The following is a 20,523-nucleotide window of genomic DNA, read 5'->3' as shown; positions in this document are numbered from 1 at the left end:
GCGCCGGTCCGTACCTCCGCTTCACCCGGACGGGGCTTTCGGGCACGGCGGTAGGGTGGCAGGCCGGACCGCCCCCGCGGCGGCCCCGTAGGACACAGCCGGCCGGACGAGACAGAGGCGAGAAGTGAGCGCGCAGAGCCCCGCCCGCTGGACGGACCCGGAGCAGCAGGAGCTGGAGGAGCGGGTCGCCGCCGCCGAGCTCGCCTGGCTCAGCATGGACGTGGACGTGCAGACGCTGCGGGTCGAGATCGACAACTTCGCCCTGATCCACCACCAGCTGCTCGGCCCGCTCTACGCCCGGCTGGACGAGCTGGACGCGCTGGTCGCCGAAGCGGTCGCGGCCCGGACCGGACGGCCCGAGGACCGGCGTCGGGCCGCCGAGGCGCGCCGGCAGGTCGAGGAACTGCCCGACCTGGACGCGCTGTTCGACTCGGTGCAGGAGCTGGCCGGGCGGGAGGAGGAGGCCGGCCGGGGGGAGCGGACCGCGCCGCCGCCGGCCGCCGCGCCGACCCGGGTGCGGCCCGGCAAGGAGGCTCAGCGGATCTACCGCGACCTGGTCCGCCGTGCCCACCCCGACCTCACCACCGATCCGGCCGAGCAGCAGCGCAGGGCCGCCTTCCTGGCCCGGGTCAACGAGGCCTACGCCTACGGGGATGCCGCAGCGCTGGAGGGCCTGGCCGCCGAGTGGTCCACCGCGCCGGAGGCCGCGCCCGCCCTCGACTCCCCCGACCGGTCGGACTGGCTGCGCCGCCGGCTGGACTGGCTGACCGCCAAGATCGCCGAGACGGCCGCCGAGCAGGTCCGGCTGGAGCAGACGCCGATGGGCCAGCTGCTCGCCCTCGCCCCGCAGGACCCGGACCGGCTGCTGGAGCAGCTCGCCGAGGAACTGCTCGCCAAGGCCGCCGAGCGGCAGGCCGAGCTGGAGCGGCTGCTCGGCGGGTAGGGCCCGGTGGACGGGCACGGCTCGGTCGGCGGGCAGGGCTCGGTCGGCGGGCAGGGCCTCGTCGGCGGGCACGGCTAGGAGGACCCCCACGGCCCGGTGCCGGTGGGCGACAATGGCACGGACCCGACCGACGTTCAGGAGAGCCACACGATGTTCGCGCAGATCCCCACCACCGACGCCGCCGCCGTGCCCGCCGACGCCGCCCTGCTGGACGTGCGGGAACAGGACGAGTGGGACGCCGGCCACGTGGACGGCGCGCTGCACATCCCGCTGGGGCAGGTCATCGCCCGCCTCGGCGAGCTGCCCGACGAGAAGCTGTACGTGCTCTGCCGGGTCGGCGGCCGCTCCGCGCAGGTCGTCCAGTACCTGGTGCAGCAGGGCCGGGACGCGGTGAACGTGGACGGTGGGATGTACGCCTGGGAGAGCGCCGGCCGTCCGATGGTCAGCAGCACCGGGCAGGCGGCCTTCGTCCTCTGACCGGTCGCGGGGACCCGTGCGGGTCGTGGCCGGTGCCGCCCGGGTCGTGAGCGGTCGGGCCCTTGTCCGCCGGGACCGGGCGGGACGGTAGGGCAGGATGGGCGCGCGCGAGCGAGCGCGCCGGCACCGGGCCGGGCGCCGTCCGCCGACCGGGCTGGGGGAGGCCATGACGGAGACCACGGACCGGCCGGCTCCGGGGAGGGCCTGGTCGAAGCCCGCGCAGCTCGTCCTCGGCCTCGCCGGGGCCGCGCTGATCGGCGGCACCGGGCTGTTCCTCGCCGCGGTGTTCCTGCACGTCGCCCCCGCCAACTCGCTGTCCCGGCAGTACCGGAGCGAGATCGACGGCGTGGTGTACCCGGAGTTCGAGCAGAACTGGAAGCTGTTCGCGCCCGACCCGCTGCAGCAGAACGTCAGCGTGGACGCCCAGGTGCGGACCGTCGCGCCGGGCGGGGCGACCACCACCCGCGAGTGGCTCGGACTGACCGCGCAGGACATCGCGGCGATACGCGGCAACCCGGCGCCCAGCCACGTCGACCAGAACCTGCTGCGCCGGGCCTGGGACTTCTACGAGGGCTCGCACAGCGCGCAGGACGAGACGCCGACCGACGCGCGCGGCAAGCTCGCCGAGCAGTACCTGAAGCGGATCGCGCTGCAGCGGATCGGGCGGGAGGTGGCCGGCGAGCGGATCCTGGAGATCCGGTTCCGGGTGACCACGGCCACCCTTGCGGCGCCGAGCTGGAGCGGGGAGGCCGCGCCGCCGGCGCCCAAGGTGCGGGAGCTGCCGTGGTGGCCGGTGGCGGACGAGGACTACCGGGGGCTGGGTCGGTGAGCGAGGTGTCGGCGGGGGCTTCCCGGGCGGCGGCGGTGTCGGGGGCGGAGCTTTCGGGGCAGGCGGTGTCGGACGGGGCGGTGTCGGGCGGCGTGCCGCGGCAGGGCGGTGGCGGGCGGCCGCGGGGACCGGTGACGCCGGTCGGACGGGCCGTCGGGGCCTTCACCGGCCAGGTGCTCGGACGGCACCAGGCGGCGGCGGTGCGGATCGGGTTCGGGCTGGTCTGGCTCGCCTACCTGCTGCGCGAGTGGCCCAACCGGCGGGTGCTGTACGGCGACCGCTCCCCCTGGTCGCTGGAGCTCGCCGAGCGGTTTTTGGGCGACGACGGGGCGTTCACGGTGCTGCCCTGGTTCGGTGGGCGGCCCTGGTTCGAGCTGGTCTACCACCTCGCGGTGCTGGCCGCCCTCGCCGTGCTGCTGGGCTGGCGGACCCGGGTGAGCACCGTGCTCTTCCTGGTCACCGTGCTGTCGCTGCAGAACCGGGACGTCTTCCTCGGCGACGGCGGCGACAACGTCGTCCACCTGATGGCGGTCTACCTGGTCTTCACCCGCTGTGCGGAGGTCTGGTCGCTGGACGCCCGGCGGCGCAGGCACGGGAGGGCGCCGAGCGGGGTGGGGCTCTGGGGCGTGCTCGGGGTGGTGCTGGCGGCCTGTCAGTTCGGGGGCTTCTCCGGCGACAGCCTGACCTGGACCGGCCCGAACTTCCCCTACGTCGGCTGGTCGCCGCTGTTCTGGGGGCTCTGGGCGGTGGCCGGACTCTGGTGGACGGCCGGACGGCTGCGGCCGGACGGCGAGGCGCGGGCGGTGCTCGACGCGCTGGCGACCATGGTGCACAACTGCGCGATGCTGGTGATCGCCGTCGAGGTGGTGCTGATCTACGCCACGGCCGGCTGGTACAAGGTGCAGGGCTCGCGCTGGCAGGACGGCACCGCGCTCTACTACCCGCTGCACCTGGACTACTTCGCCCCCTGGCCCGGGCTGTCCGCGCTGGTCGGCTCGGCACTGCTGCCGGTCTTCCTGATCTCGTACGGCACCGTGATGCTGCAGGTGGCGTTCCCGTTCACGCTGCTCAACCGGCGGGTCAAGAACGGGCTGCTGGCCGTCATGATGCTGGAGCACGTCGGGATCGCGGTGGTGCTCGGGCTGCCGGTGTTCTCGCTCGCGATGATCGCGGCCGACGCGGTGTTCCTGCCGACCGGTGCGCTGACCTGGTTCGCGGCGCGGCTGAGCCGGATCCGCACCCGTCCCGCCCTGCGGAGGGCCGCGCCCTAGGATGTCGGTATGTCCTGGTTCGCCGCACTTCGTGACACCGCGCGGACCGGACTCACCCTGGACCGGGCGCTCACCGACCCCAAGCGGGCCGTGCGCGGGGCGCTCGCGGTGGCGCTGGTGCTGTTCCCGACGCTCGCGCTCGGCGGGGTCCCGCTCGCCACCTCGGCCGCGATGGGCGCGTTCATCGCCGGCTCCGCCACCTTCCAGCGCAGCTTCCGGCCCCGGGCCAGCCTCGCCGTCGCCGCCGGCGCCGGACTCGGCGTCAGCACCTTCCTCGGCTACCTGGCCGCCGGAGTCCCCGGACTGTTCCCGGTGCTGCTCGCGGTGTGGGCCTTCGGGGCCGGGCTCTCCTGGGCGATCGGGCCCACCGCCGGGGTGGTCGCGACCAACACCGTCTCGGTGATGCTGATCGTCGTCCAGCTCCCGGTCAGTGCGACGGCCGCGCTCGGGCACGGACTGGTCGCCGCCCTCGGTGGGGTCGTCCAGGCCGTCGTCATCACCCTCTGGCCGATCGGGAGTTGGACCGCGCAGCGGGACGCGCTCGCCGACACCTACGCCGAACTGGCCGACTACGCAAGACGATTGCGCCAGGACCCGACCGCGCACGTGGACCCGGCGCCGTTCATGACCGCGCGGCGCGCCGCGGCGCTCACCCCCTGGCAGGACCGCCACCGGCCGCCCGAACTGCGCGGCCTGCGCGGCATCGCCGAACGGATCCGGCCCACCCTCGCCGCGCTCGCCGACCCCAGGGTCGGCGCCCCCGAGGAAGGACCCGAACGGGACCGGGCCCGGGAGGTGCTGGCGGCCTCCGCCGAGGTCATGGACGCCCTGGCCCGGGCGATCCGCACCGGCGACCCCGTCCGGCTCCCCCGGTCCACGCCCACGCTCACCCTCGCCGGGCCGGACGACGGGCCCCGACTGCGGGGCGCAGCCCGGCGCTCCGCCCGGCGGCTCGGAGGACTCCTGCGCAAGGCCGCGGACACCCTGGACCGCGGCGACGAGGACACCGTCACCACGCCGGTGGTCGGGGCGGGCGGCGCGCTCCACAAGCCGTCGATCGGGCGGATGCTGCCCGTCGCGGCGCGGGCCGTCCGGCGGCAGCTGCGACCGCGCTCGGCGATCTTCCAGCACGCCGTCCGGCTCACCGCGGTCGTCACCGTCGCCTACCTGCTGGCCCGGATCGCCGGGTTCCACCACGGGTACTGGGCGCCGATGACGGCTGCCATGGTGATGCGGCCGGACTTCGCGCAGACCTACAGCCGGGGCGTCGCGCGGTTGGCGGGGACGGTCGTCGGGGTCGCCGTGTCGACGCTGGTGGTGCAGCTGGCCCACCCCGGGGAGTGGGTGCTGGCCGGGCTGGCGGTGGTCTGCATCGGCGGGGCGTACCTCGCGTTCCGGACCGGGTACGCGCTGACCACGGTCGGGATCTCGACGTACGTGGTGTTCCTGCTCGGGCTGCAGGAGGGGGACCCGCTGGTCACGGCCTTCGAACGGGTCGGACTCACGCTGCTCGGCGGATCGATCGCGCTCGTCACGTACGCGCTGTTCCCGACCTGGCAGACGGCGCGGCTCGGGGAGCGGCTCGCCGAATGGCTGGCCGCGGCCGGGAGGTACGCGGCGGCGGTCATCGCCTGTTACGAGGAGCCGGCGGGGGTGCGGGGGCGGGCCGTGCGGACAGCGCTGCTGGACTCGCGGGAGGCGCGGTCCGAGCTCCTCCAGGCGATGCAGCGGGCTGACGCCGAACCAGGGCGGCACGAGTCGGGGCTGGCGGGGGTGAGCCGGCGGCAGATCGAGCGGGCTCGGGCGGCGGTGGGGCACTTGGGGCGGGCGGCGGTGTTGCTGGAGGCGCATTTGCCGGAGGCGGGAGGGGGCTCGGGAGCGGGAGCGGGGTCGGGGTCGGGAACGCTAGCGGGGTCGGGAGCGGGAGCGGGAGCGGGAGCGGGAGCGGGGGTGGGGGTGGGAGCGGGAGCGGGGTCGGGCGTGGGGGCGGAGCCGGTGGTGGGGGCGTCGGAGTATGCGGAGGAGCTGCGGCTGGCGACGGCGCTTGCGGCGGCGGCTTTGTTGACGGGGCGGCCGGTGGAGTTCGGGGCGGTGCGGGAGGCGCAGGCGCGGTTGGAGGCTCGGTTGGCCTCTGGAGGGGCGGGGGTTCAGGGGGAGGTGGTGCGGGCGGGGACTCGGTTGGTGGGGGTGGCTTTGCGGGACTTGGAGCGGGCTTTGCGGGGGAGTTCTGGGGGATGAGGAGCCGCTGCGCGGGGCTGGGGGGTGGGTGGGTGCTCCCGGGAGGGTGGGGGCGGAGCGGCTCCGGGGGTGGCCGCTCCGAGGGGCTGGATGATTTTCAGACTGCCCACTCTGTGGGGCGGGGGCTGGGCGCCGTTGGCAGTCTGAAAATCACCCGCAACGCCCCTCTCCGGGCCACCCCCTGCGCCGCCCCTTCCGCAGCGCGTCCCTCTCGCTTGGTCGGGTGAGGGGGTCGTGGGGGTGGAGGAGGTGGGGTGGGGTTGGGCGTCGTTGGCAGTCTGAAAATCACCCGCAACGCCCCTCTCCGGGCCACCCCCTGCGCCGCCCCTTCCGCAGCGCGTCCCTCTCGCGGGGGTGGTGGGGGTTGAGGGGGGTGGGTTGGGTTGCTGGGGGTGGGGGTGGTGTGGGGGGTGGCAGAGTGGGCCGTATGGACGATGAGGAGTTGGTGGGGGCTTGGCGGGTGGCTGAGGGGGAGCCGGGGGTGGTGGTGTTGGACGGGTTTCATGCGTTGAAGCACGCGCTGCGGTTCGGGGGGGACGTGCGGCGGGTGGTGACGGTGGACCGGGGGGCGTTGCTGGGGTTGGCGGGGGAGTTGGCGCCGGACGTGGTGCCGGCGGTGGAGGGGCTCGCGGTGGAGGTGTCGGAGGCGGTGGTGCGGCGGATCGTGTCGCGGCTGCATCCGACGGGGGTGGTGGCGTTGGCGGTGCGGCCTTCTCGGGGGGCGAATCTGGCGGTGCTGGGGGAGCGGCCGCGGCGGGCGCCGGTGGTGGTGTTGGAGAACCCGCGGAACCTGGGGAACGTGGGGGCGGTGATCCGGCTGGCGGCGGGGTTCGGGGCCACGGGGGTGGTGACCACGGGGGATCTGGATCCGTGGCACCCGAACGTGCTGCGGGGCAGTGCGGGGCTGCACTTTGCCACGGCGGTCGAGCGGGTGGCTCTGCCGGAGCTCCCCGCGGGGCCGTTGTACGTGTTGGACCCGGAAGGGGCGGACATCCGGGACCTGCCGTTCCCGGACGACGCGTTGCTCGCCTTCGGGACGGAGCGGCACGGGGTCTCGGCGGATCTCAAGGCGCGGGCCGACCGGTTGGTCGCGGTGCCGATGCAGCCGGGGGTGTCCAGCTTCAACCTGGCGACGAGCGTGGCGATGGGGCTGTTCCACTGGATGTCGGGGAGGCGCTGAGTCAGGAGAAGAGGTGGCGCCAGGTGTCGGGGCCCGGGTAGCCGTCGGCTTCGGGGCCCTGCCAGCCCTCGGCCCGTTGGAAGGCCTCGGTGGCGCTGCGGTCGGCTTCGGTCCAGCGGGGGCCGGGGCCGACGGTGTAGGAGGCGCCGAAGCCCTTCCGGACCAGTTGGTCGCCGAGTCGGCGGACGTGGTCGTTGTCCTGGCCGGGGGCGAAGTACCGGGTGCCGGGGAAGGGCGGGGGCGTGGTGGTGGGGGGCGGCGGGGGCAGCGGGGTGCCGCTGTCGATGTCGCGGCCCTTGCCGTGGACCAGGTAGTCCCAGGTGTCCTTGCCGGGGAGGCCGTCGGCTTCGGCGCCGCGCCAGCCCTGGGCCAGTTGGAAGGCCTGGGTGGCCCTGCGGTCGGCCTCGCTCCAGCGGGGGCCGGGGCCCTCGGTGTAGAAGCGGGAGCCGCCGCGCTGCACCAGCATCCGGCCGAGCCGGGTGACGTACGCGTTGTCCTGGCCGGGCCCGAAGTACTGCGGCCCGGGGAAGGCCGTGGCGGACACGCCGCCGTCGTTGCTGGGGCCGGTCAGGCCGGTGTAGCGGTACGGGACGTAGGCGCCGGAGTTGGTCCAGTACGCGTACGGGGTGGTGCGCTTCCTGGCGCCGGGGGCGGTCTGCTCGTAGGCGAGGTACCGGGTGTGGGAGGAGTCCGTCCAGCCGCCGAAGATCGTCACGTGGGAGCCGGCCTCGGGGCTCGCCGGGTTGTTGTAGAGGAGGACGTCGCCGGGCTGGAGGTCGTTCTTGCCGATCCGTTCGGCGAAGTCCGGCAGGGTCCAGGTGGTCTGGCTGCTGCCGAGGCCCCAGGCCATCGAGACGAAGCCGGAGCAGTCCTGGCGGTAGCCGTCCGACCAGTAGCGGCTCATGCTGTACGGCACGCTCTGGTCGACCCAGCTCTGGGCGCGCTGGATGATCTGGGCCCGGGTGAGGGGCTGGGCGGTGGCGGCGCGGTCGCCCTGGCCGTAGGGTCCGCTGATCTCGCCCTGGGGGGTCTGCGTGGTGCTGTTGTTGTCCGGGGTGGGGGCTGCTGCGGCGGCGGAGGCGGCGCCGCCGGCTATCGCGGTGCCGACGGCGGCCACCAGGACGGCGGCGTGGCGCCGGATGCCGCGGGGCGCGGCGTGCTGCCGGGCGCGGCGGCGGGCGCTGCAGCCCCCGCATATGCAGTCCTCGTCCGGTTCGACGTCGGCGAACTCCAGGAGCGGGGACAGGTCGGTCGGGGTCATGCTCCGCCTCTTTCCGGTGGGTCACCGACCAAAGTCCCAGAGCGGGTGGGGTGCGGCGCGGCGGAGTGGGCCGGGCGGGTGACGACGGTTCGGGTCCCGGTGGACCTGAGCGGGGGTCAGCGCGGGATCGCGGGTGAGTACTCGGGGTCGGTCCAGCTGAGCGGGGTGGCGTCGGCGAGTTCGAGGACGCCGGTGACGGACAGTTCGACCATCCGCTCGGCGCCCGGGACGGCCTGCCGGGCCTCCTCGGACCAGTCGGTGCGGGCCTCGCCGGTGACCAGCAGCGCCCCGCCGGTCTCCCAGTCGGGCAGCAGCAGCCCGGCCCTCGGGTCCAGCTCCAGGTTGCCGAGGGTGAGGAACATGCTGTTGCCCGGGTACTCCGGCCAGCGCAGCCGGTCCGGCGCCACGGCCTCCAGGAAGCCGGGGAAGCCGCCGCGGTGGGAGGCGTCCACGCTGCCGTCCGGCCCGGTGGTGGCGATGAAGAAGGTGTCCGCGGTGGCCGCGGCCAGGCGCTGCGCGGTGGTCAGCCGGGACCCGGCGGCGACCGTGCGGGGCGCTCCGGCGGTCGGGCGGTCCAGCGGGGTGCGGCGCTGGATGTACTTCGGGCAGTTGGAGACCACCTCCTCGGCGCGGACCAGCAGGCCGTCGCCGCCGTCCGGGGTGGAGGTGCCGTTGAGCCGCATCCGGCGCCGGCCGGCCGGGTCCAGGGCGATGGTGCCGACCCGGGCCGGGCGGGTCAGCGCCTCGGCCAGCGGGTCGGCCCCGGTCGGACGGGCGGCGACCGACATCGTCCGCTCGTCCGCGGCCCGGAGGAATCCCTCCGGTCCGGCCAGCTGGGTGGCCCAGACCCGGCCGTCCGCGTCGGCGGCGCCGAGGACGAGCATCCGCCGCTCGGTCAGGAAGCGGGCGGCGACCGCGGGGATGGTGTCGCGGATCGAGCGGCCGGCGTGGTCGGCCCGCTCGGTCCGGCCGGCCCGGGCCTGGGCGGTGCGCTCGCCGGCGTGGTAGGGGGTGGTCATGGCTTAGAAGAAGCCGCAGGTCGGGGCGCCGGCGGTGGGGGCGGTGGCCTCGGTCTCGTCCAGGCCGGCCCGGGTGTAGACCTCCAGCCGGATGCCGTCCGGGTCGGTGAAGAAGACGCCGCCGGAGGTGGAGCCCTCGCCGTGCGGGACGACGCCGTCGTAGGCGAACTCGGCGCCGAGTTCGCGCAGTAGCCGCTCGGTGGCGCGGACCTCGTCGAGGGTCTCGACCTCGAAGGACAGGTGGTGCAGGCCGGGGGTGGCGGGGTCGAAGGTGCCGGAGCTCTGCTGCCAGAGGGTCACCACCAGGCGGCCGTCGCGGCCGAGCAGGGCGAACCGCCGGTCGGGGTCGGTGCCCTCGGCGGTGACCTGGAGGTCGAGGACGGCGCGGTAGAAGTCGATCGAACGGGCCAGGTCGGTGACGTTCAGGCCCACGTGGCCGGTCTGCAGGGTGGTGCTGGGCATGCCTGATCACTCCTGGAGGCAGGGGGTGCCGGCGAGGCTTCTTCCTAACCGGTGAGATTGAGAGTAGGGGTTAGGTGATGGGGCGTCAACCGGCGTGCGGGCTTCAAGGGGTTAGGTGGGCGGACAGCACAGAGCCCCGTCGGAACCGGTCCGACGGGGCTCGGGGAGGTGGATCTAAGCCCATTCCCAGCGGATGCCGATGTGGCCGGGTTGCTGGTCGGGGGCCAGGACGTGGGCGCTCGCGGAGGCGCCGATCCAGAGCTGCTCGCGGCGGTGGTCCACGTCGGCGCCCGGCTCGCGGTCGTAGCGCTCGCAGTGCGCCGGGACGGCCGCCGGGTCGAAGTGCACCTGGAGGACGTACTCGCGCACTGGGGTCGCGAAGCGGCGGCTGTACTCCAGGGTCGGCCCGCCGGGCGGGATCTCCACCTCGTACTCGAAGACGGTGCTGTCGCCGAGGCCGAGCGGGCGGTCCAGCATCAGCTCGGCGACGGTCAGGCCGTCGTCCGGGCGGCGGCGCACCCGGCCGAGCCGGCCGTGCCGGACCGAGGTGATCTCGGGGCAGCCGGTGGCCTCCTCGTCGGCCTTGTGGACGACCAGGCAGCGGCCGACGCCGCCGACGGTGGCGCGCACCACCTGGCGCATCCGCAGCAGGTTGCCGCGCTGCTCGGCGTCCACGTAGTACGAGTCGTGGATGCTCAGCCGCTCCAGCTCGCCGGCCGGCGGGGCGTCCAGCTCGGCGAAGATCGAGGCGATCTCCTGCTCGCCCGGCCAGACGTCCTCCAGGCCGAGGTGCAGGGTGTTGGCGGTGGCCGCCCAGCGGCCGCGCGGGCGGGGCGGCCCGAGCAGCGAGGAGAGCGCGCTGTGCGGCAGGCCCAGCAGCTCCTCCAGCAGGTGGACGGCGCGCAGCGAGCTGGCCCGCTCGGGCTGGCTGCGGCCGCGCCGCCAGTAACTGAGCGTCGTGACGCTGACCCTGACCCCGCGTTGGGCGAGGGCGGCGCGGATCCGGTCCAGGCTGAGGCCGCTGGCCTCGATGGCCAGGTGCAGGGTGTCCGCGAAGCCGCCGACCGGGGCGAGCCGCCCGGAGGGCGGTGCCGGCGTCTGGGCCTGCGCCGACCCGGGTGCGGGCGGTCCGGGGCGCTCCGTCTGCGACCCGACCAGCCGCAGCCTCGCGGCGTCCTGAGGCTGTTGTGCGGCCATACGGTGACCCTCCCCACCAGGTGAGTTCGGTGGGACCGGGCCGACGCCGGGGCGCGTCGCCAGCGGCTTCACCGAGCTTTGGGGAACCCTATGCACGGTCGAGAGGCTACGTCATCAGTCGTGCGTATGACAGTGGTCACGGCTGGTCGACCGGATGGTTAGCGATCTTGAAACAGTCCGGAAACACCGTGCTTACCGGGGCGCCCGCGGCGGACGCGACACCGCCGGGGCGGGCCCTGACGGCGCCGCCCCGGCGGGGGTATCGGTGGACTACCGAGTGCTATGCGGTGCTACCGCATGTGATCAGTTGACGTTCAGCGCGACGTCGTCGACCACGAAGCTGGTCTGCAGGGACGCGTCCTCGGTGCCGGTGAACTTGATGGTCACGGTCTGGCCGGCGAAGGAGGTCAGGTCCAGGGTGCGCTGCACGTAGCCGGCGGCGGCGTTCGCGTTGGAGTACGTCGCCAGCGTGGTGCTGTTCGCCTGGACGGTCAGCTTGTCGTACGCGGTGGAGCCGGTCTCCGCGGTGTCGATGTGCAGCCAGAAGGTCAGCTTCGCGGAGGTGCAGCCGGCCGGGATCGAGACGGTCTGCGACATGGTGTCGGTGTGGGCCGAGCCGTAGCCGTTCATCCAGGCCTTCCAGCTGCCGGTGTGGGCGGCCTGGGAGGAGCTGTTGTCGACGACGCCGGTGGAGGTGGTCCACGGGGCGGCGGAGCCGGTCTCGAAGCCGCCGTTGCCGACCAGCTGGGCGGCGGTGCAGCCGCCGGGCGGCGGGGTGGTGCCGCCGCCGAGCAGGGCGGTGGTCAGCGCGTCGGCGACCGGGGAGCCCCAGCCGGTGACCTGGTCGTAGCCGGCCTTGGCGGAGAAGTCCTGGTTGGCGCCGGTGGACACGTCGTGGAAGACGCTGCCGTAGCTGCTGCTGTTCGCGACGGTGTACAGCCGCGGGCTCGCCTCGCCGAGGGCCGGCTGGCCGGCCGCCTTGGCCTTCTGGTTGAACTGGGCCGCGTAGCCCGCCCAGAGCGGCGCCGCCGCGCTGGTGCCGCCGTAGACCTGCCAGCCGCCGGCGGTGTAGATCGAGAAGCCGCTCGCCGGGTCGGCGTTGGAGGAGACGTCCGGGACGGTGCGCATGGTGCCGCTGACGCCGGTGCCGGTCTGCCAGCTCGGCTTGGAGAACACGGTGGAGACGCCGCCGCCGGCGGTGCTCCAGGCGCTCTCCGAGGAGTAGGTGTTGCTGCCGGACACCTTGAGGTTGGTGCCGCCGACACCGGTCTGGTGCGGGCTGGAGGCCGGGAAGTCGACGGCCTTGACGGTCGAGCCGCTGGTGGAGCGGGTGCAGTCGCGCGAGCCGTCGTCACCGGAGGCGGAGAAGATCGAGATGCCCTGGGCGGCGGCCTGCTTGAAGGCGTTGTCGACCGCGGTCATCGAGGCGGCGGTGGTGTCCGGCTCGCAGGAGCCCCAGGAGATCGAGATGACCGAGGCCCGGTTGTCGGCCACGATCTTGTTGGCCATGTCGATCTCGCCCTGGTCGCTGTTCGGGGCCTCGTAGACCAGCTGGGTGGCCTTCGGCGCCGCGCCGCGGACGATCTCGCTGTCCAGCTCGACCTCGCCCTGGCCCTGGCCGGGCTTGGCGTCGTAGTTGGCGCCGTCCACCGAGACCGTGGTGACGGCCGGGCCGGTCAGGCCGAACTGGGAGTCGTAGGTGGTCAGGTTCGAGGACTGGTAGCCGTCGAACTCCCACAGCGCGACCGTGGTGCCGGTGCCGTCCGCGCCGGTCTTGTTCAGGTTGTAGGCGCCGGTGTACTGCACCGGGTTCATGCCGGACGGGGAGGCGGTGGCGGCCTTCGGGGAGATCCCGTTCGGCTGGGCCAGGCGGTTCTTGCGCACCGCGTGGTTGTCCAGGCCGACGACGCCCTGGACCACGGAGGCCAGGTCGGACGGGATGGAGGCGGCGGCGTCGTTGGCGAAGAAGGCGCGCTGCAGCTGCGGGTCGACGTACGAGCTCTCGTGCGTCCCGAAGGCCTGCGAGACCTGCGCGGCGGTGCCGCGGGCGTTGACGACCTGGCGGTTGGCGCTCACGTCGGTCACCGTCAGGCCCTGCTGGGCGAGGTAGGTCTTGACCTGCTCGACCGCGTCCTGGGTCGGGGCGAACTGCGCGGTGAACTGCTCCGGCGTCAGGTACTTGCCGAACTCGGGGGTGCCGGGCGTGGTGACCGCGGCGAGGAAGCGCTCCAGCGCGTCGGCGTTGCGCAGCTTCAGGTTGACGGCGACGGAGATCTGCTGCTCGGCCGGGACGTCACCCTTCTTCTCCGAGTGGGCCACCGCGGGGTTCACGGTGTTCGGCAGGGCGACGCGCGGGGCGGCGTTGGGGCTCGCGGCGTTGGGGGTGGCGGCCTGCGCGGTGGAGACACCGAGCGAGACGGCGGTCAGCGGCAGGACGGCTATCGCCGCGGCGAGAGCAAGGGTGCGGGGGCGCAACGGATCCTCCTCCGGCCGGCTGTGGGGGCCGGCAAGGGGCCAGGCGTTCCGGGGTCGAGAACGCTGGCTCGAACATGACAGAACCGGTGTGCGAAGTGGCTCATGATCAAGCAATTCATTGCTAAAAAACAGTCAAGTGTGGAGGCCGAGAAACTCCGGGTTTCCATACAGTGAATGACAGGGAATTCGCTGACGGTCCATGCCGATGCGCGGGGGAGGAATGGGGGTGGGGCGGGTGGGGAGTGGCCGTGGAGCGGGCCTGGGGGAGGGTGGGGAGCGGACGTAGGATCGGGGGATCCGAGGGAGGGCGATGACTGACGTGATGGCAGACCCCAGGGACCCGCGACCGCTCATCGGTGAGCCGCTCGCGCTCGACCTGCTCAACACACGCTGGGCCGGGACGCCCGTCAACGACCTGCTCACCGGGGTGGAAGGGTACGGGATCTGGCTCTCCTCCGCCGGGCTCGGCGAGCGCTGTACGGCGGACGAGGCGGGACTGGCGGCGATCCGGGAGGCTCGGGAGGCGATCCTGCTCGCAGCCCAGGAGGCCGGTCGGGAAGGCGGGTTGGGCGCGCGGGCGACGGCCGGGCTGGACGCGGTGCTGGCGCACGGGCGGATCCGGCGGACGGCGGGGCCGGGCGGCGCCGAGGACCGGGTCGAGGTCGACCGGGCGGAGTGGCTGGCGCCCTGGCTGGCCGCCGACGACTTCCTGACGCTGCTCGGGCGGGGGGCTTCGCGGGTGAAGCAGTGCGCGCACGAGGCGTGCATTCTGCATTTCTTCGACGCCTCGCAGAACGGGCGGCGGCGGTGGTGCCGGATGGCGGTGTGCGGGAATCGGGCGAAGGCGGCGCGGCACTACGAGAAGGGGCGGGTGTGAGGGTCCGCTGCGCGGGGCTGGGGGGTGGGTGGGTGCTCTCGGGAGGGTGGGTGCCGGGGCGGCTCCGGGGGTGGCCGCTCCGAGGGGCTGGATGATTTTCAGACTGCCGACTCTGTTCTGCGGGGGTTGGGCGTCGTTGGCAGTCTGAAAATCACCCGCAACGCCCCTCTCCGGGCCACCCCCTGCGCCGCCCCTTCCGCAGCGCGTCCCTCTCGCGGGGTCGGGTGAGGGGGCGGTGGGGGTGGGTGTGGGTGGGTGTAGGTGGGGTTTGGGGGGCGGGTTTGGGGGCGGTCAGGCGGGGGTGCCGAGCCAGGTGGTGAGGGCGGTGGTGAGTTCGTTCTGGCCGGGGTCGACGGCGGCCCAGGCGACGTAGCCGTCGGGGCGGATCAGGAGGACGGTGTCGCGGAGCTTGCCGTGGGGGTCGGCGGGGGCGGCGGCGACCATGTGGGGGGTCCAGGGGTCGGCGGCGGCGAGTTCGTCGTTGCTGACGAGGACGAACCGGCCGGTGCGCAGGGCTTCGTAGAGGCGTTCGGGGGCGCCTTCGGTGGGCTTGCTGAGGGCGGTCAGCCGGAGGTCGGGGACGCGCTTGCCGACCTGGGGGTGGGAGCCCTTGGGGGCGGGGTAGGAGATCTCGATGCCGGAGACCAGTCGGGCGCCGCGCTCGGTGATCAGGTCGAGGTGGCCGCCCAGGGCGGTGAGCGCTCCGCGCAGGGCGCGGGTGGGGGCGGATTCGGCGAGGGCGAGCCGGATCAGTGCGCCGGAGGTGCGCAGGACGGTCTTGCCGACCGGGTGCCGTTCGGTCTGGTAGGTGTCCAGGAGGGCGTCGGTGGCCCGGCCGTTCAGGGCGGCGGCGAGCTTCCAGGAGAGGTTGGCGGCGTCCTGCAGGCCGGTGTTCATGCCCTGGCCGCCGGCCGGGGAGTGGCAGTGGGCGGCGTCGCCGGCCAGGAAGACCCGGCCGGAGCGGTAGGTGGGGACCTGGCGCTCGTCGCTGTGGAAGGTGGAGCTCCAGCGCACGTCGTGCGGGCCGTAGTCCTCGCCGAGGACGCTCTCCAGCAGGGCGGCGAGCTGCTCGGTCGAGGGGACGGTGCCGTCCTGGTGGCGTTCGTTGCGGTCCCAGGCGATGACCCGGTACCAGCCGTCGCCGAAGGGGGCGATGAAGGCGAAGCCGGTCTCGTTGGCGCCGCCGGTGATCGCCTCGGCGGGTTCGCGCTCCAGCCGGACGTCGGCCAGCACCACGGAGTCGACCACCGACTCGCCGGGGAACGGGATGCCGAGCAGGTCGCGGACGGCGGAGTGGACGCCGTCGGTGCCGACGGCGTAGGCGGCGCGGTGGGTGTGCCCGTCCGCGGTCTCCAGGGTCACGCCCTCGGCGTCCTGGCGCAGGCCGGTGACCTCGGCGCCGCGCAGCACCGTCGCGCCGGCGTTCTGCGCGCGCTGCAGGAGCAGCCGTTCGACGTTGTACTGCGGGGTGATCAGGACGAACGGGAAACGGGTCTGCAGCGAGCCGAGGTCGATGCGGAAGCGGTTGAACAGCTTCAGGGAGTCGAGCGGGCGGCCGGTGGCGATCAGGTCCTCGGCCAGGCCCCGGGCGTCCAGCAGCTCCAGGCTGCGGGCGTGCACGGCGAAGGCCCGGGTGAGGTCGGACTCGGCGGCCCGCTTCTCCAGCACGGTGACGCCGACGCCGGCGGCGGCGAGGTCGCCGGCGAGCAGCAGTCCGGTCGGTCCGGCGCCGACGATCAGGACGTCGGTTTCGGTCGTCGGCTTCACGGCCATGTCTTCAGCTCCCGGTGTTCGGAGGGCGGTTGGACGCCGTTCCCGGCGTTCTCCCAGCCTCCATCATCGCTGGCCCGGCCGTGAGGTGTGAACCGCCGGGCCCGGCGGTCGGTGACCGCCGGGCCCCGGGGGGATCAGCCGTGCCGGCGGATCTCCACCGTGCGGAACCGGTTGGCGACGAACGCGCCGTCGCAGTAGGCCGAGTTGGCGGCCGGGTTGGCGCCGGTGCCGTGCAGGTCGGAGAAGGCGGCGGTCTGGTTGGGGTAGACCCCGCCGGTCAGGTTGAGCGAGAGCGAGACGCCGGAGTCCAGCGCGGCCTGGACCAGCAGGGCCTCCACCTCGGGCGAGGTGGTGTAGCCGGAGGCCGTCATGGCGCCCTTCTCGCGGACCGTGGTGCGCAGCAACTCGACGCCTGCGGCGGTGGATTCGACGGCGACGGCGAAGGAGACCGGGCCGAAGCACTCGCTGCGGAAGACCGCGCGGTCGTCCGGCTTGTCGGCGTCCAGCTTGACCAGGGCGGGGGTGCGGACGGTCGCGCCGGGGAAGTCCGGCGACGTCACCGCGCGCGGGGCGAGGGCGAGTTCGCCGTACTCGCCGCCGGCCGCCGCCGCCGATCGCTGCAGCACGCCAGGGTTGACCACGGCGCCGAGGATGGCGGCGGCGCGGGCGTCGTCGGCGAGCAGGCCCTCGATCGCGCCGGCGAGGTCGGCGACCACCTCGTCGTAGCTCTTGTCGCCCTGGTCGGTGCTGATGCCGCCGCGCGGGATCAGCACGTTCTGCGGGGTGGTGCACATCTGGCCGCTGTAGAGCGAGAGCGCGAAGGCCAGGTTGGACAGCATGCCCTTGTAGTCGTCGGTGGAGTCGATCAGGACGGCGTTGACGCCGGCCTTCTCGGTGTACACCTGGGCCTGCTTGGCGTTCTCCTCCAGCCAGTCGCCGAAGGCGGTGGAGCCGGTGTAGTCGATCATCTTGATCTCGGGGCGGACTGCGAGGGTCGCGGCGACGGTGCCGCCCTCGTGCTCGGCGGCCAGGCAGACCAGGTTGGGGTCGAAGCCGGCCTCGGCGAGCACCTCGCGGGCGATCGCGACGGTCAGCGCGAGCGGGAGCACGGCGCGGGGGTGCGGCTTGACCAGCACCGGGTTGCCGGTGGCCAGGGAGGCGAACAGGCCGGGGTAGCCGTTCCAGGTGGGGAAGGTGTTGCAGCCGATCAGCAGCGCCAGGCCGCGCGGGACGACGGTGAACTCCTTGGTCATCACCAGCGGGTCGCGTTTGCCCTGGGGCTTGGTCCAGCCGGCCTGCTTCGGCAGCCGGGTCTGCTCGGCGTACGCGTAGGCGACGGCCTCCAGTCCGCGGTCCTGGGCGTGCGGGCCGCCGGCCTGGAAGGCCATGCCGTAGGCCTGGCCGGTGGTGTGCATGACGGCCTGGGCGAACTCGTGGGAGCGGGCGTTGATCCGGTGCAGGATCTCCAGGCAGACGGCCGCGCGCTCCAGCGGCGAGGCGGCGGCCCAGCCCGGGCGGGCGGCGTCGAGCGCGGCGATCAGGGTGTCCGGGTCGGCGTGCGGGTAGGTGATGCCCAGCTCGACGCCGTACGGGGAGGCCTCGCCGCCGACCTGGTCGCCGTCGGTGGGGTGGCCGGCCAGCGCGAAGGGCTTGCCGAGCAGGGCGTCGAAGGCGGCCTTGCCGTCCGCCGGGCCGCTCTCGCCGTACGCCTTGGGGAACTCGGGGTAGGGCGACCAGTAGTCGCGCTTGGCGGCGGCGTCGAGCGCGGCGTCCAGGGTGGCCTGGTGGCGCGCGACCAGCTCGCTGACGAGGGGGTGGGTGACCGCTGCGGACATCTGTGCGCTCCTCAGAGGGGAGGACGGGACACGTCACAGAGTAACCGAACGATCGGTCGGCTCAAGAGGGTGTGGGGAGGGGAATCCGCCCGGGACGCACGGAGGGCGCGTCCGCGGCGGACGCGCCCTCCGGGGCTTCGGGTCGTCCCGGTCTACGGCACGCCCAGCTCGAACAGCACGTACCCGCCGTACCAGCCGGAGGCGAGCGCGCCGGTGCCCAGCACGGCGGCCAGCACCGGCCAGCTCAGCTTGCGCATCCCGATCGCGAGCGCGATCAGCAGCGGGAACGCCGGCAGCAGGTAGCGCGAGGTGTTGCCGAAGATGCCGAGGCTGCCGAGCACCGAGACGATCGTGGCCAGGGTGTAGGCGGTCAGCACCAGCGGCGGGCGCAGTCGGACCAGCAGCACGATCAGCACCGGCAGGGTGAGCACGATCAGGGTGGCCAGCAGGTCCGGCACCGGGAACGCGAAGGGGTAGTCGTTGCGGCCGAGCAGCACGCCGCGGATCGCGTGCCAGGTGCCCTGGCCCCAGTCGAAGTAGTGCAGCCAGGCGTCGTGCTGCAGGCGGAAGTAGCCGCCCCACTCGCCGGTCTTCCAGCCCACCCAGCCGACGTAGCCGAGCAGGCCGACCGGGGCCATCAGCATCGCGGCCAGCGGGCGCAGCACGCCGCTCTCCCGCCGGTACAGCTCGACCAGCGCGGCCAGGCCGACCGCGCCGATCAGCGCCGCGGCGGTCGGCCGGTTGAGGCCGGCGACCAGGGTGATCGCCCCAGCCGCGATCCACCGCTTGGTCATCACGCAGTAGCAGGCCCAGGCGGCCAGCGCGACGAAGAGGGAGTCCGAGTAGACCGCCCACTCGGCGCCCGAGCCCGGCGCGATCGCCCAGAGCCCGGCCGCGATCACGCCCGCCCGGACGTCCCCGGACAGCTTCGCCACCACGGCGTGGATCCCGGCGGCGGCGAACAGCGAGGCGACCACCGAGACCAGCATCCCGGCGCCGTACAGGCCGAAGGGGGTGACCTCGGAGGTCAGCCGCATCAGGCCCGGGTAGAGCGGGAAGAAGGCGGCCGAGTTCTGCTCGATGTTGAAGCCCTCCGGCCCCGGGACCGGGACCAGCGCGGGGTGGTAGCCGAACTGGGCCACCTGCTGGTACCACCAGCCGTCCCAGCTGGCCAGCACGTCCCAGGGGTTGGCGCCGCCGCCGAACCGGGCCGGCTTCCTGGCGTAGTCGCCGGCGAAGGTGAGCAGCTTCATGAACGCCGTGAAGCCGATCAGCTTGAGCACCGCGTAGCACCACACCGCCGGGCCGAAGCGGACCACCAGCGCGTGGGCGCGCTCCTGCCAGGTGCGCCCCTCCTCCGGCTCCCCGCTGCGCTGCTCGGGCGCGTCGGAGGCGACTGCCGGTATTGCGTTCATCAGCCGTGGACCCCAGCCTGCTGGACGTGGACGGATCGTCCGGAGAGTCTAGGGCCTGCGGCTGCGGCCGGGGTGGGCCGGACCGGCCGGTGGGAGCGGACCCGATCGCGTACCGCGCGCTGCCGCCGGGGATACTCGGGGGATGGCCGATCACACCACGCGCACCACCTACACCGTGGAGTCACTGCTCGCGGTGACCGTCGACGTCTTCAACGAGCGCGGCTACGACGGCACCTCGATGGAGGACCTCTCCCGGGCGGCCGGGATCTCCAAGTCCTCGATCTACCACCACGTCCGCGGCAAGGAGGAGCTGCTGCGGCTGGCGGTCGGACGGGCCCTGGACGGGCTGTTCGCGATCCTGGCGGAGCCGGCCGCGGTCGAGGGCCCGGCGGTGGAGCGGCTGGAGCACGTGGTGCGGCGCACCGCGGAGGTGCTGCTGGCGGAGCTGCCGTACGTGACGCTGCTGCTGCGGGTGCGCGGCAACACGGCCACCGAGCAGTGGGCGCTGGAGCGGCGCCGCGACTTCGACCACCAGGTCGCCGAGCTGCTGCGGGCGGCGGTCGCGGACGGCGCGCTGCGCGGGGACGTGGAGCCGCGGCTGGCCACCCGGCTGCTGTTCGGGATGATCAACTCGATCGTGGAGTGGTACCGGCCGGGGCTCAAGGCGGCCGACGGGGTCGCGGACGCGGTGGTGCACCTGGCCTTCGACGGCCTGCGGGCACGCTAGGCGCCGATCAAAGGGGCGGGTCGGGGGGGACCTGGTCGGTCTCCTCGAAGACCAGCATGGTGCGGGTGCCGAGCACCTGGGGGATGGACTGGATGCGGTTGAGCACGAGCTCCCGCAGTGCCCGGTTGTCGGCGGTGTGCACCAGGAGCAGGACGTCGAAGTCCCCGCCGACCAGCGCGATGTGCGCCACCCCGGGCAGCTCCAGCAGCTGCTCGCGGACCGTGCGCCAGGAGTTCTGGACGATCTTCAGGGTGATGTACGCGGACGCGGCCTGACCTGCCCGTTCGTGGTCCACCCTGGCGGTGAAGCCGCGAATGATGCCGTCCTCGACCATCCTGGAGATCCGGGCGTACGCATTGGCCCGGGACACGTGCACCCGCTCGGCGACCGAGCGGATCGAGGCGCGACCGTCCTGCTGCAGCAGCCGCAGGATCGACCGGTCGACGCGATCGAGTCTGGACGTCTGTTCAGCCGACATGACCCCCCACCCTCACCGATTGGACGTACTGCCACCAGTCGACCGCCGCTCAGGCCGAATGTCCAC

At 73.7% G+C, this 20,523-nt stretch carries 17 protein-coding genes; 8 read left to right on the top strand and 9 right to left on the bottom strand.

What is annotated here, in order from left to right; genetic code table 11:
* The first annotated feature begins 124 nt into the window (after positions 1-124).
* The 6 genes from ACZ6Y7_RS01245 to ACZ6Y7_RS01220 all read left to right on the top strand — a co-directional run bounded on the left by ACZ6Y7_RS01245 (position 125) and on the right by ACZ6Y7_RS01220 (position 6,938).
* Positions 125-943 (top strand): hypothetical protein, encoded by an 819-nt coding sequence (locus tag ACZ6Y7_RS01245; protein ID WP_465755806.1) that lies wholly within the window; start codon positions 125-127, stop codon positions 941-943.
* A 150-nt stretch (positions 944-1,093) separates the two neighbouring features.
* Entirely contained in the window at positions 1,094-1,420 is a 327-nt protein-coding gene (locus tag ACZ6Y7_RS01240; RefSeq protein ID WP_465755805.1) for a rhodanese-like domain-containing protein, read from the top strand.
* A gap of 166 nt (positions 1,421-1,586) precedes the next feature.
* On the top strand, positions 1,587-2,249 hold the full coding sequence (locus tag ACZ6Y7_RS01235) for a DUF5819 family protein (protein ID WP_465755804.1): 663 nt from the start codon (positions 1,587-1,589) through the stop codon (positions 2,247-2,249).
* A 131-nt stretch (positions 2,250-2,380) separates the two neighbouring features.
* On the top strand, positions 2,381-3,520 hold the full coding sequence (locus tag ACZ6Y7_RS01230; protein ID WP_465755803.1) for an HTTM domain-containing protein: 1,140 nt from the start codon (positions 2,381-2,383) through the stop codon (positions 3,518-3,520).
* Between the two features lie 9 nt (positions 3,521-3,529).
* Positions 3,530-5,758 (top strand): FUSC family protein, encoded by a 2,229-nt coding sequence (locus tag ACZ6Y7_RS01225; protein WP_465755802.1) that lies wholly within the window; start codon positions 3,530-3,532, stop codon positions 5,756-5,758.
* 427 nt (positions 5,759-6,185) lie between these two features.
* Positions 6,186-6,938: a TrmH family RNA methyltransferase gene (locus ACZ6Y7_RS01220; protein ID WP_465755801.1), complete on the top strand. Its 753-nt coding sequence runs from the start codon at positions 6,186-6,188 to the stop codon at positions 6,936-6,938.
* A gap of 1 nt (position 6,939) precedes the next feature.
* On the opposite strand, the gene ACZ6Y7_RS01215 is transcribed toward ACZ6Y7_RS01220, so the two are convergent.
* From ACZ6Y7_RS01215 to ACZ6Y7_RS01195, 5 genes are all read right to left on the bottom strand, one after another.
* Positions 6,940-8,199, bottom strand: coding sequence for a peptidoglycan-binding protein (locus ACZ6Y7_RS01215; RefSeq protein WP_465755800.1), 1,260 nt, complete (start codon positions 8,197-8,199; stop codon positions 6,940-6,942).
* Positions 8,200-8,315: 116 nt separating this feature from the next.
* The gene (locus ACZ6Y7_RS01210; protein ID WP_465755799.1) at positions 8,316-9,218 is read right to left on the bottom strand and encodes a pyridoxamine 5'-phosphate oxidase family protein; all 903 of its coding nucleotides are present in this window, start codon (positions 9,216-9,218) and stop codon (positions 8,316-8,318) included.
* 3 nt (positions 9,219-9,221) lie between these two features.
* The gene (locus ACZ6Y7_RS01205; protein ID WP_465755798.1) at positions 9,222-9,680 is read right to left on the bottom strand and encodes a VOC family protein; all 459 of its coding nucleotides are present in this window, start codon (positions 9,678-9,680) and stop codon (positions 9,222-9,224) included.
* A 174-nt stretch (positions 9,681-9,854) separates the two neighbouring features.
* Positions 9,855-10,877: an XRE family transcriptional regulator gene (locus tag ACZ6Y7_RS01200; RefSeq protein ID WP_465755797.1), complete on the bottom strand. Its 1,023-nt coding sequence runs from the start codon at positions 10,875-10,877 to the stop codon at positions 9,855-9,857.
* Between the two features lie 303 nt (positions 10,878-11,180).
* On the bottom strand, positions 11,181-13,352 hold the full coding sequence (locus ACZ6Y7_RS01195; protein WP_465755796.1) for a S53 family peptidase: 2,172 nt from the start codon (positions 13,350-13,352) through the stop codon (positions 11,181-11,183).
* A 322-nt stretch (positions 13,353-13,674) separates the two neighbouring features.
* Between ACZ6Y7_RS01195 and ACZ6Y7_RS01190 the strand changes: the two genes are divergently transcribed.
* The gene (locus tag ACZ6Y7_RS01190; RefSeq protein ID WP_465755795.1) at positions 13,675-14,229 is read left to right on the top strand and encodes a CGNR zinc finger domain-containing protein; all 555 of its coding nucleotides are present in this window, start codon (positions 13,675-13,677) and stop codon (positions 14,227-14,229) included.
* A gap of 291 nt (positions 14,230-14,520) precedes the next feature.
* On the opposite strand, the gene ACZ6Y7_RS01185 is transcribed toward ACZ6Y7_RS01190, so the two are convergent.
* The 3 genes from ACZ6Y7_RS01185 to ACZ6Y7_RS01175 form a co-directional block, all read right to left on the bottom strand.
* Positions 14,521-16,002 carry an FAD-dependent monooxygenase gene (locus ACZ6Y7_RS01185; RefSeq protein ID WP_465755794.1) on the bottom strand — a complete coding sequence of 494 codons (1,482 nt, stop codon included), beginning with the start codon at positions 16,000-16,002 and terminating at the stop codon, positions 14,521-14,523.
* Positions 16,003-16,136: 134 nt separating this feature from the next.
* Complete coding sequence (gene paaN / locus ACZ6Y7_RS01180; protein ID WP_465755793.1) at positions 16,137-17,837, bottom strand: phenylacetic acid degradation protein PaaN; 1,701 nt, start codon at positions 17,835-17,837, stop codon at positions 16,137-16,139.
* 152 nt (positions 17,838-17,989) lie between these two features.
* Positions 17,990-19,252, bottom strand: a complete 1,263-nt coding sequence (locus ACZ6Y7_RS01175; RefSeq protein WP_465755792.1) for a hypothetical protein — start codon at positions 19,250-19,252, stop codon at positions 17,990-17,992.
* 142 nt (positions 19,253-19,394) lie between these two features.
* Between ACZ6Y7_RS01175 and ACZ6Y7_RS01170 the strand changes: the two genes are divergently transcribed.
* Positions 19,395-19,979: a TetR/AcrR family transcriptional regulator gene (locus tag ACZ6Y7_RS01170; RefSeq protein WP_402221289.1), complete on the top strand. Its 585-nt coding sequence runs from the start codon at positions 19,395-19,397 to the stop codon at positions 19,977-19,979.
* Between the two features lie 7 nt (positions 19,980-19,986).
* Here ACZ6Y7_RS01170 and ACZ6Y7_RS01165 read toward each other — a convergent pair whose 3' ends face one another.
* Positions 19,987-20,457, bottom strand: coding sequence for an Lrp/AsnC family transcriptional regulator (locus ACZ6Y7_RS01165; RefSeq protein ID WP_465755791.1), 471 nt, complete (start codon positions 20,455-20,457; stop codon positions 19,987-19,989).
* Between the last annotated feature and the right edge of the window lie 66 nt (positions 20,458-20,523).

It is taken from the genome of Kitasatospora sp. NPDC053308, assembly GCF_055585785.1.
The sequence above is the reverse complement of the archived record's forward strand: the minus strand, read 5'-3'. Positions and strand labels throughout refer to the sequence as shown.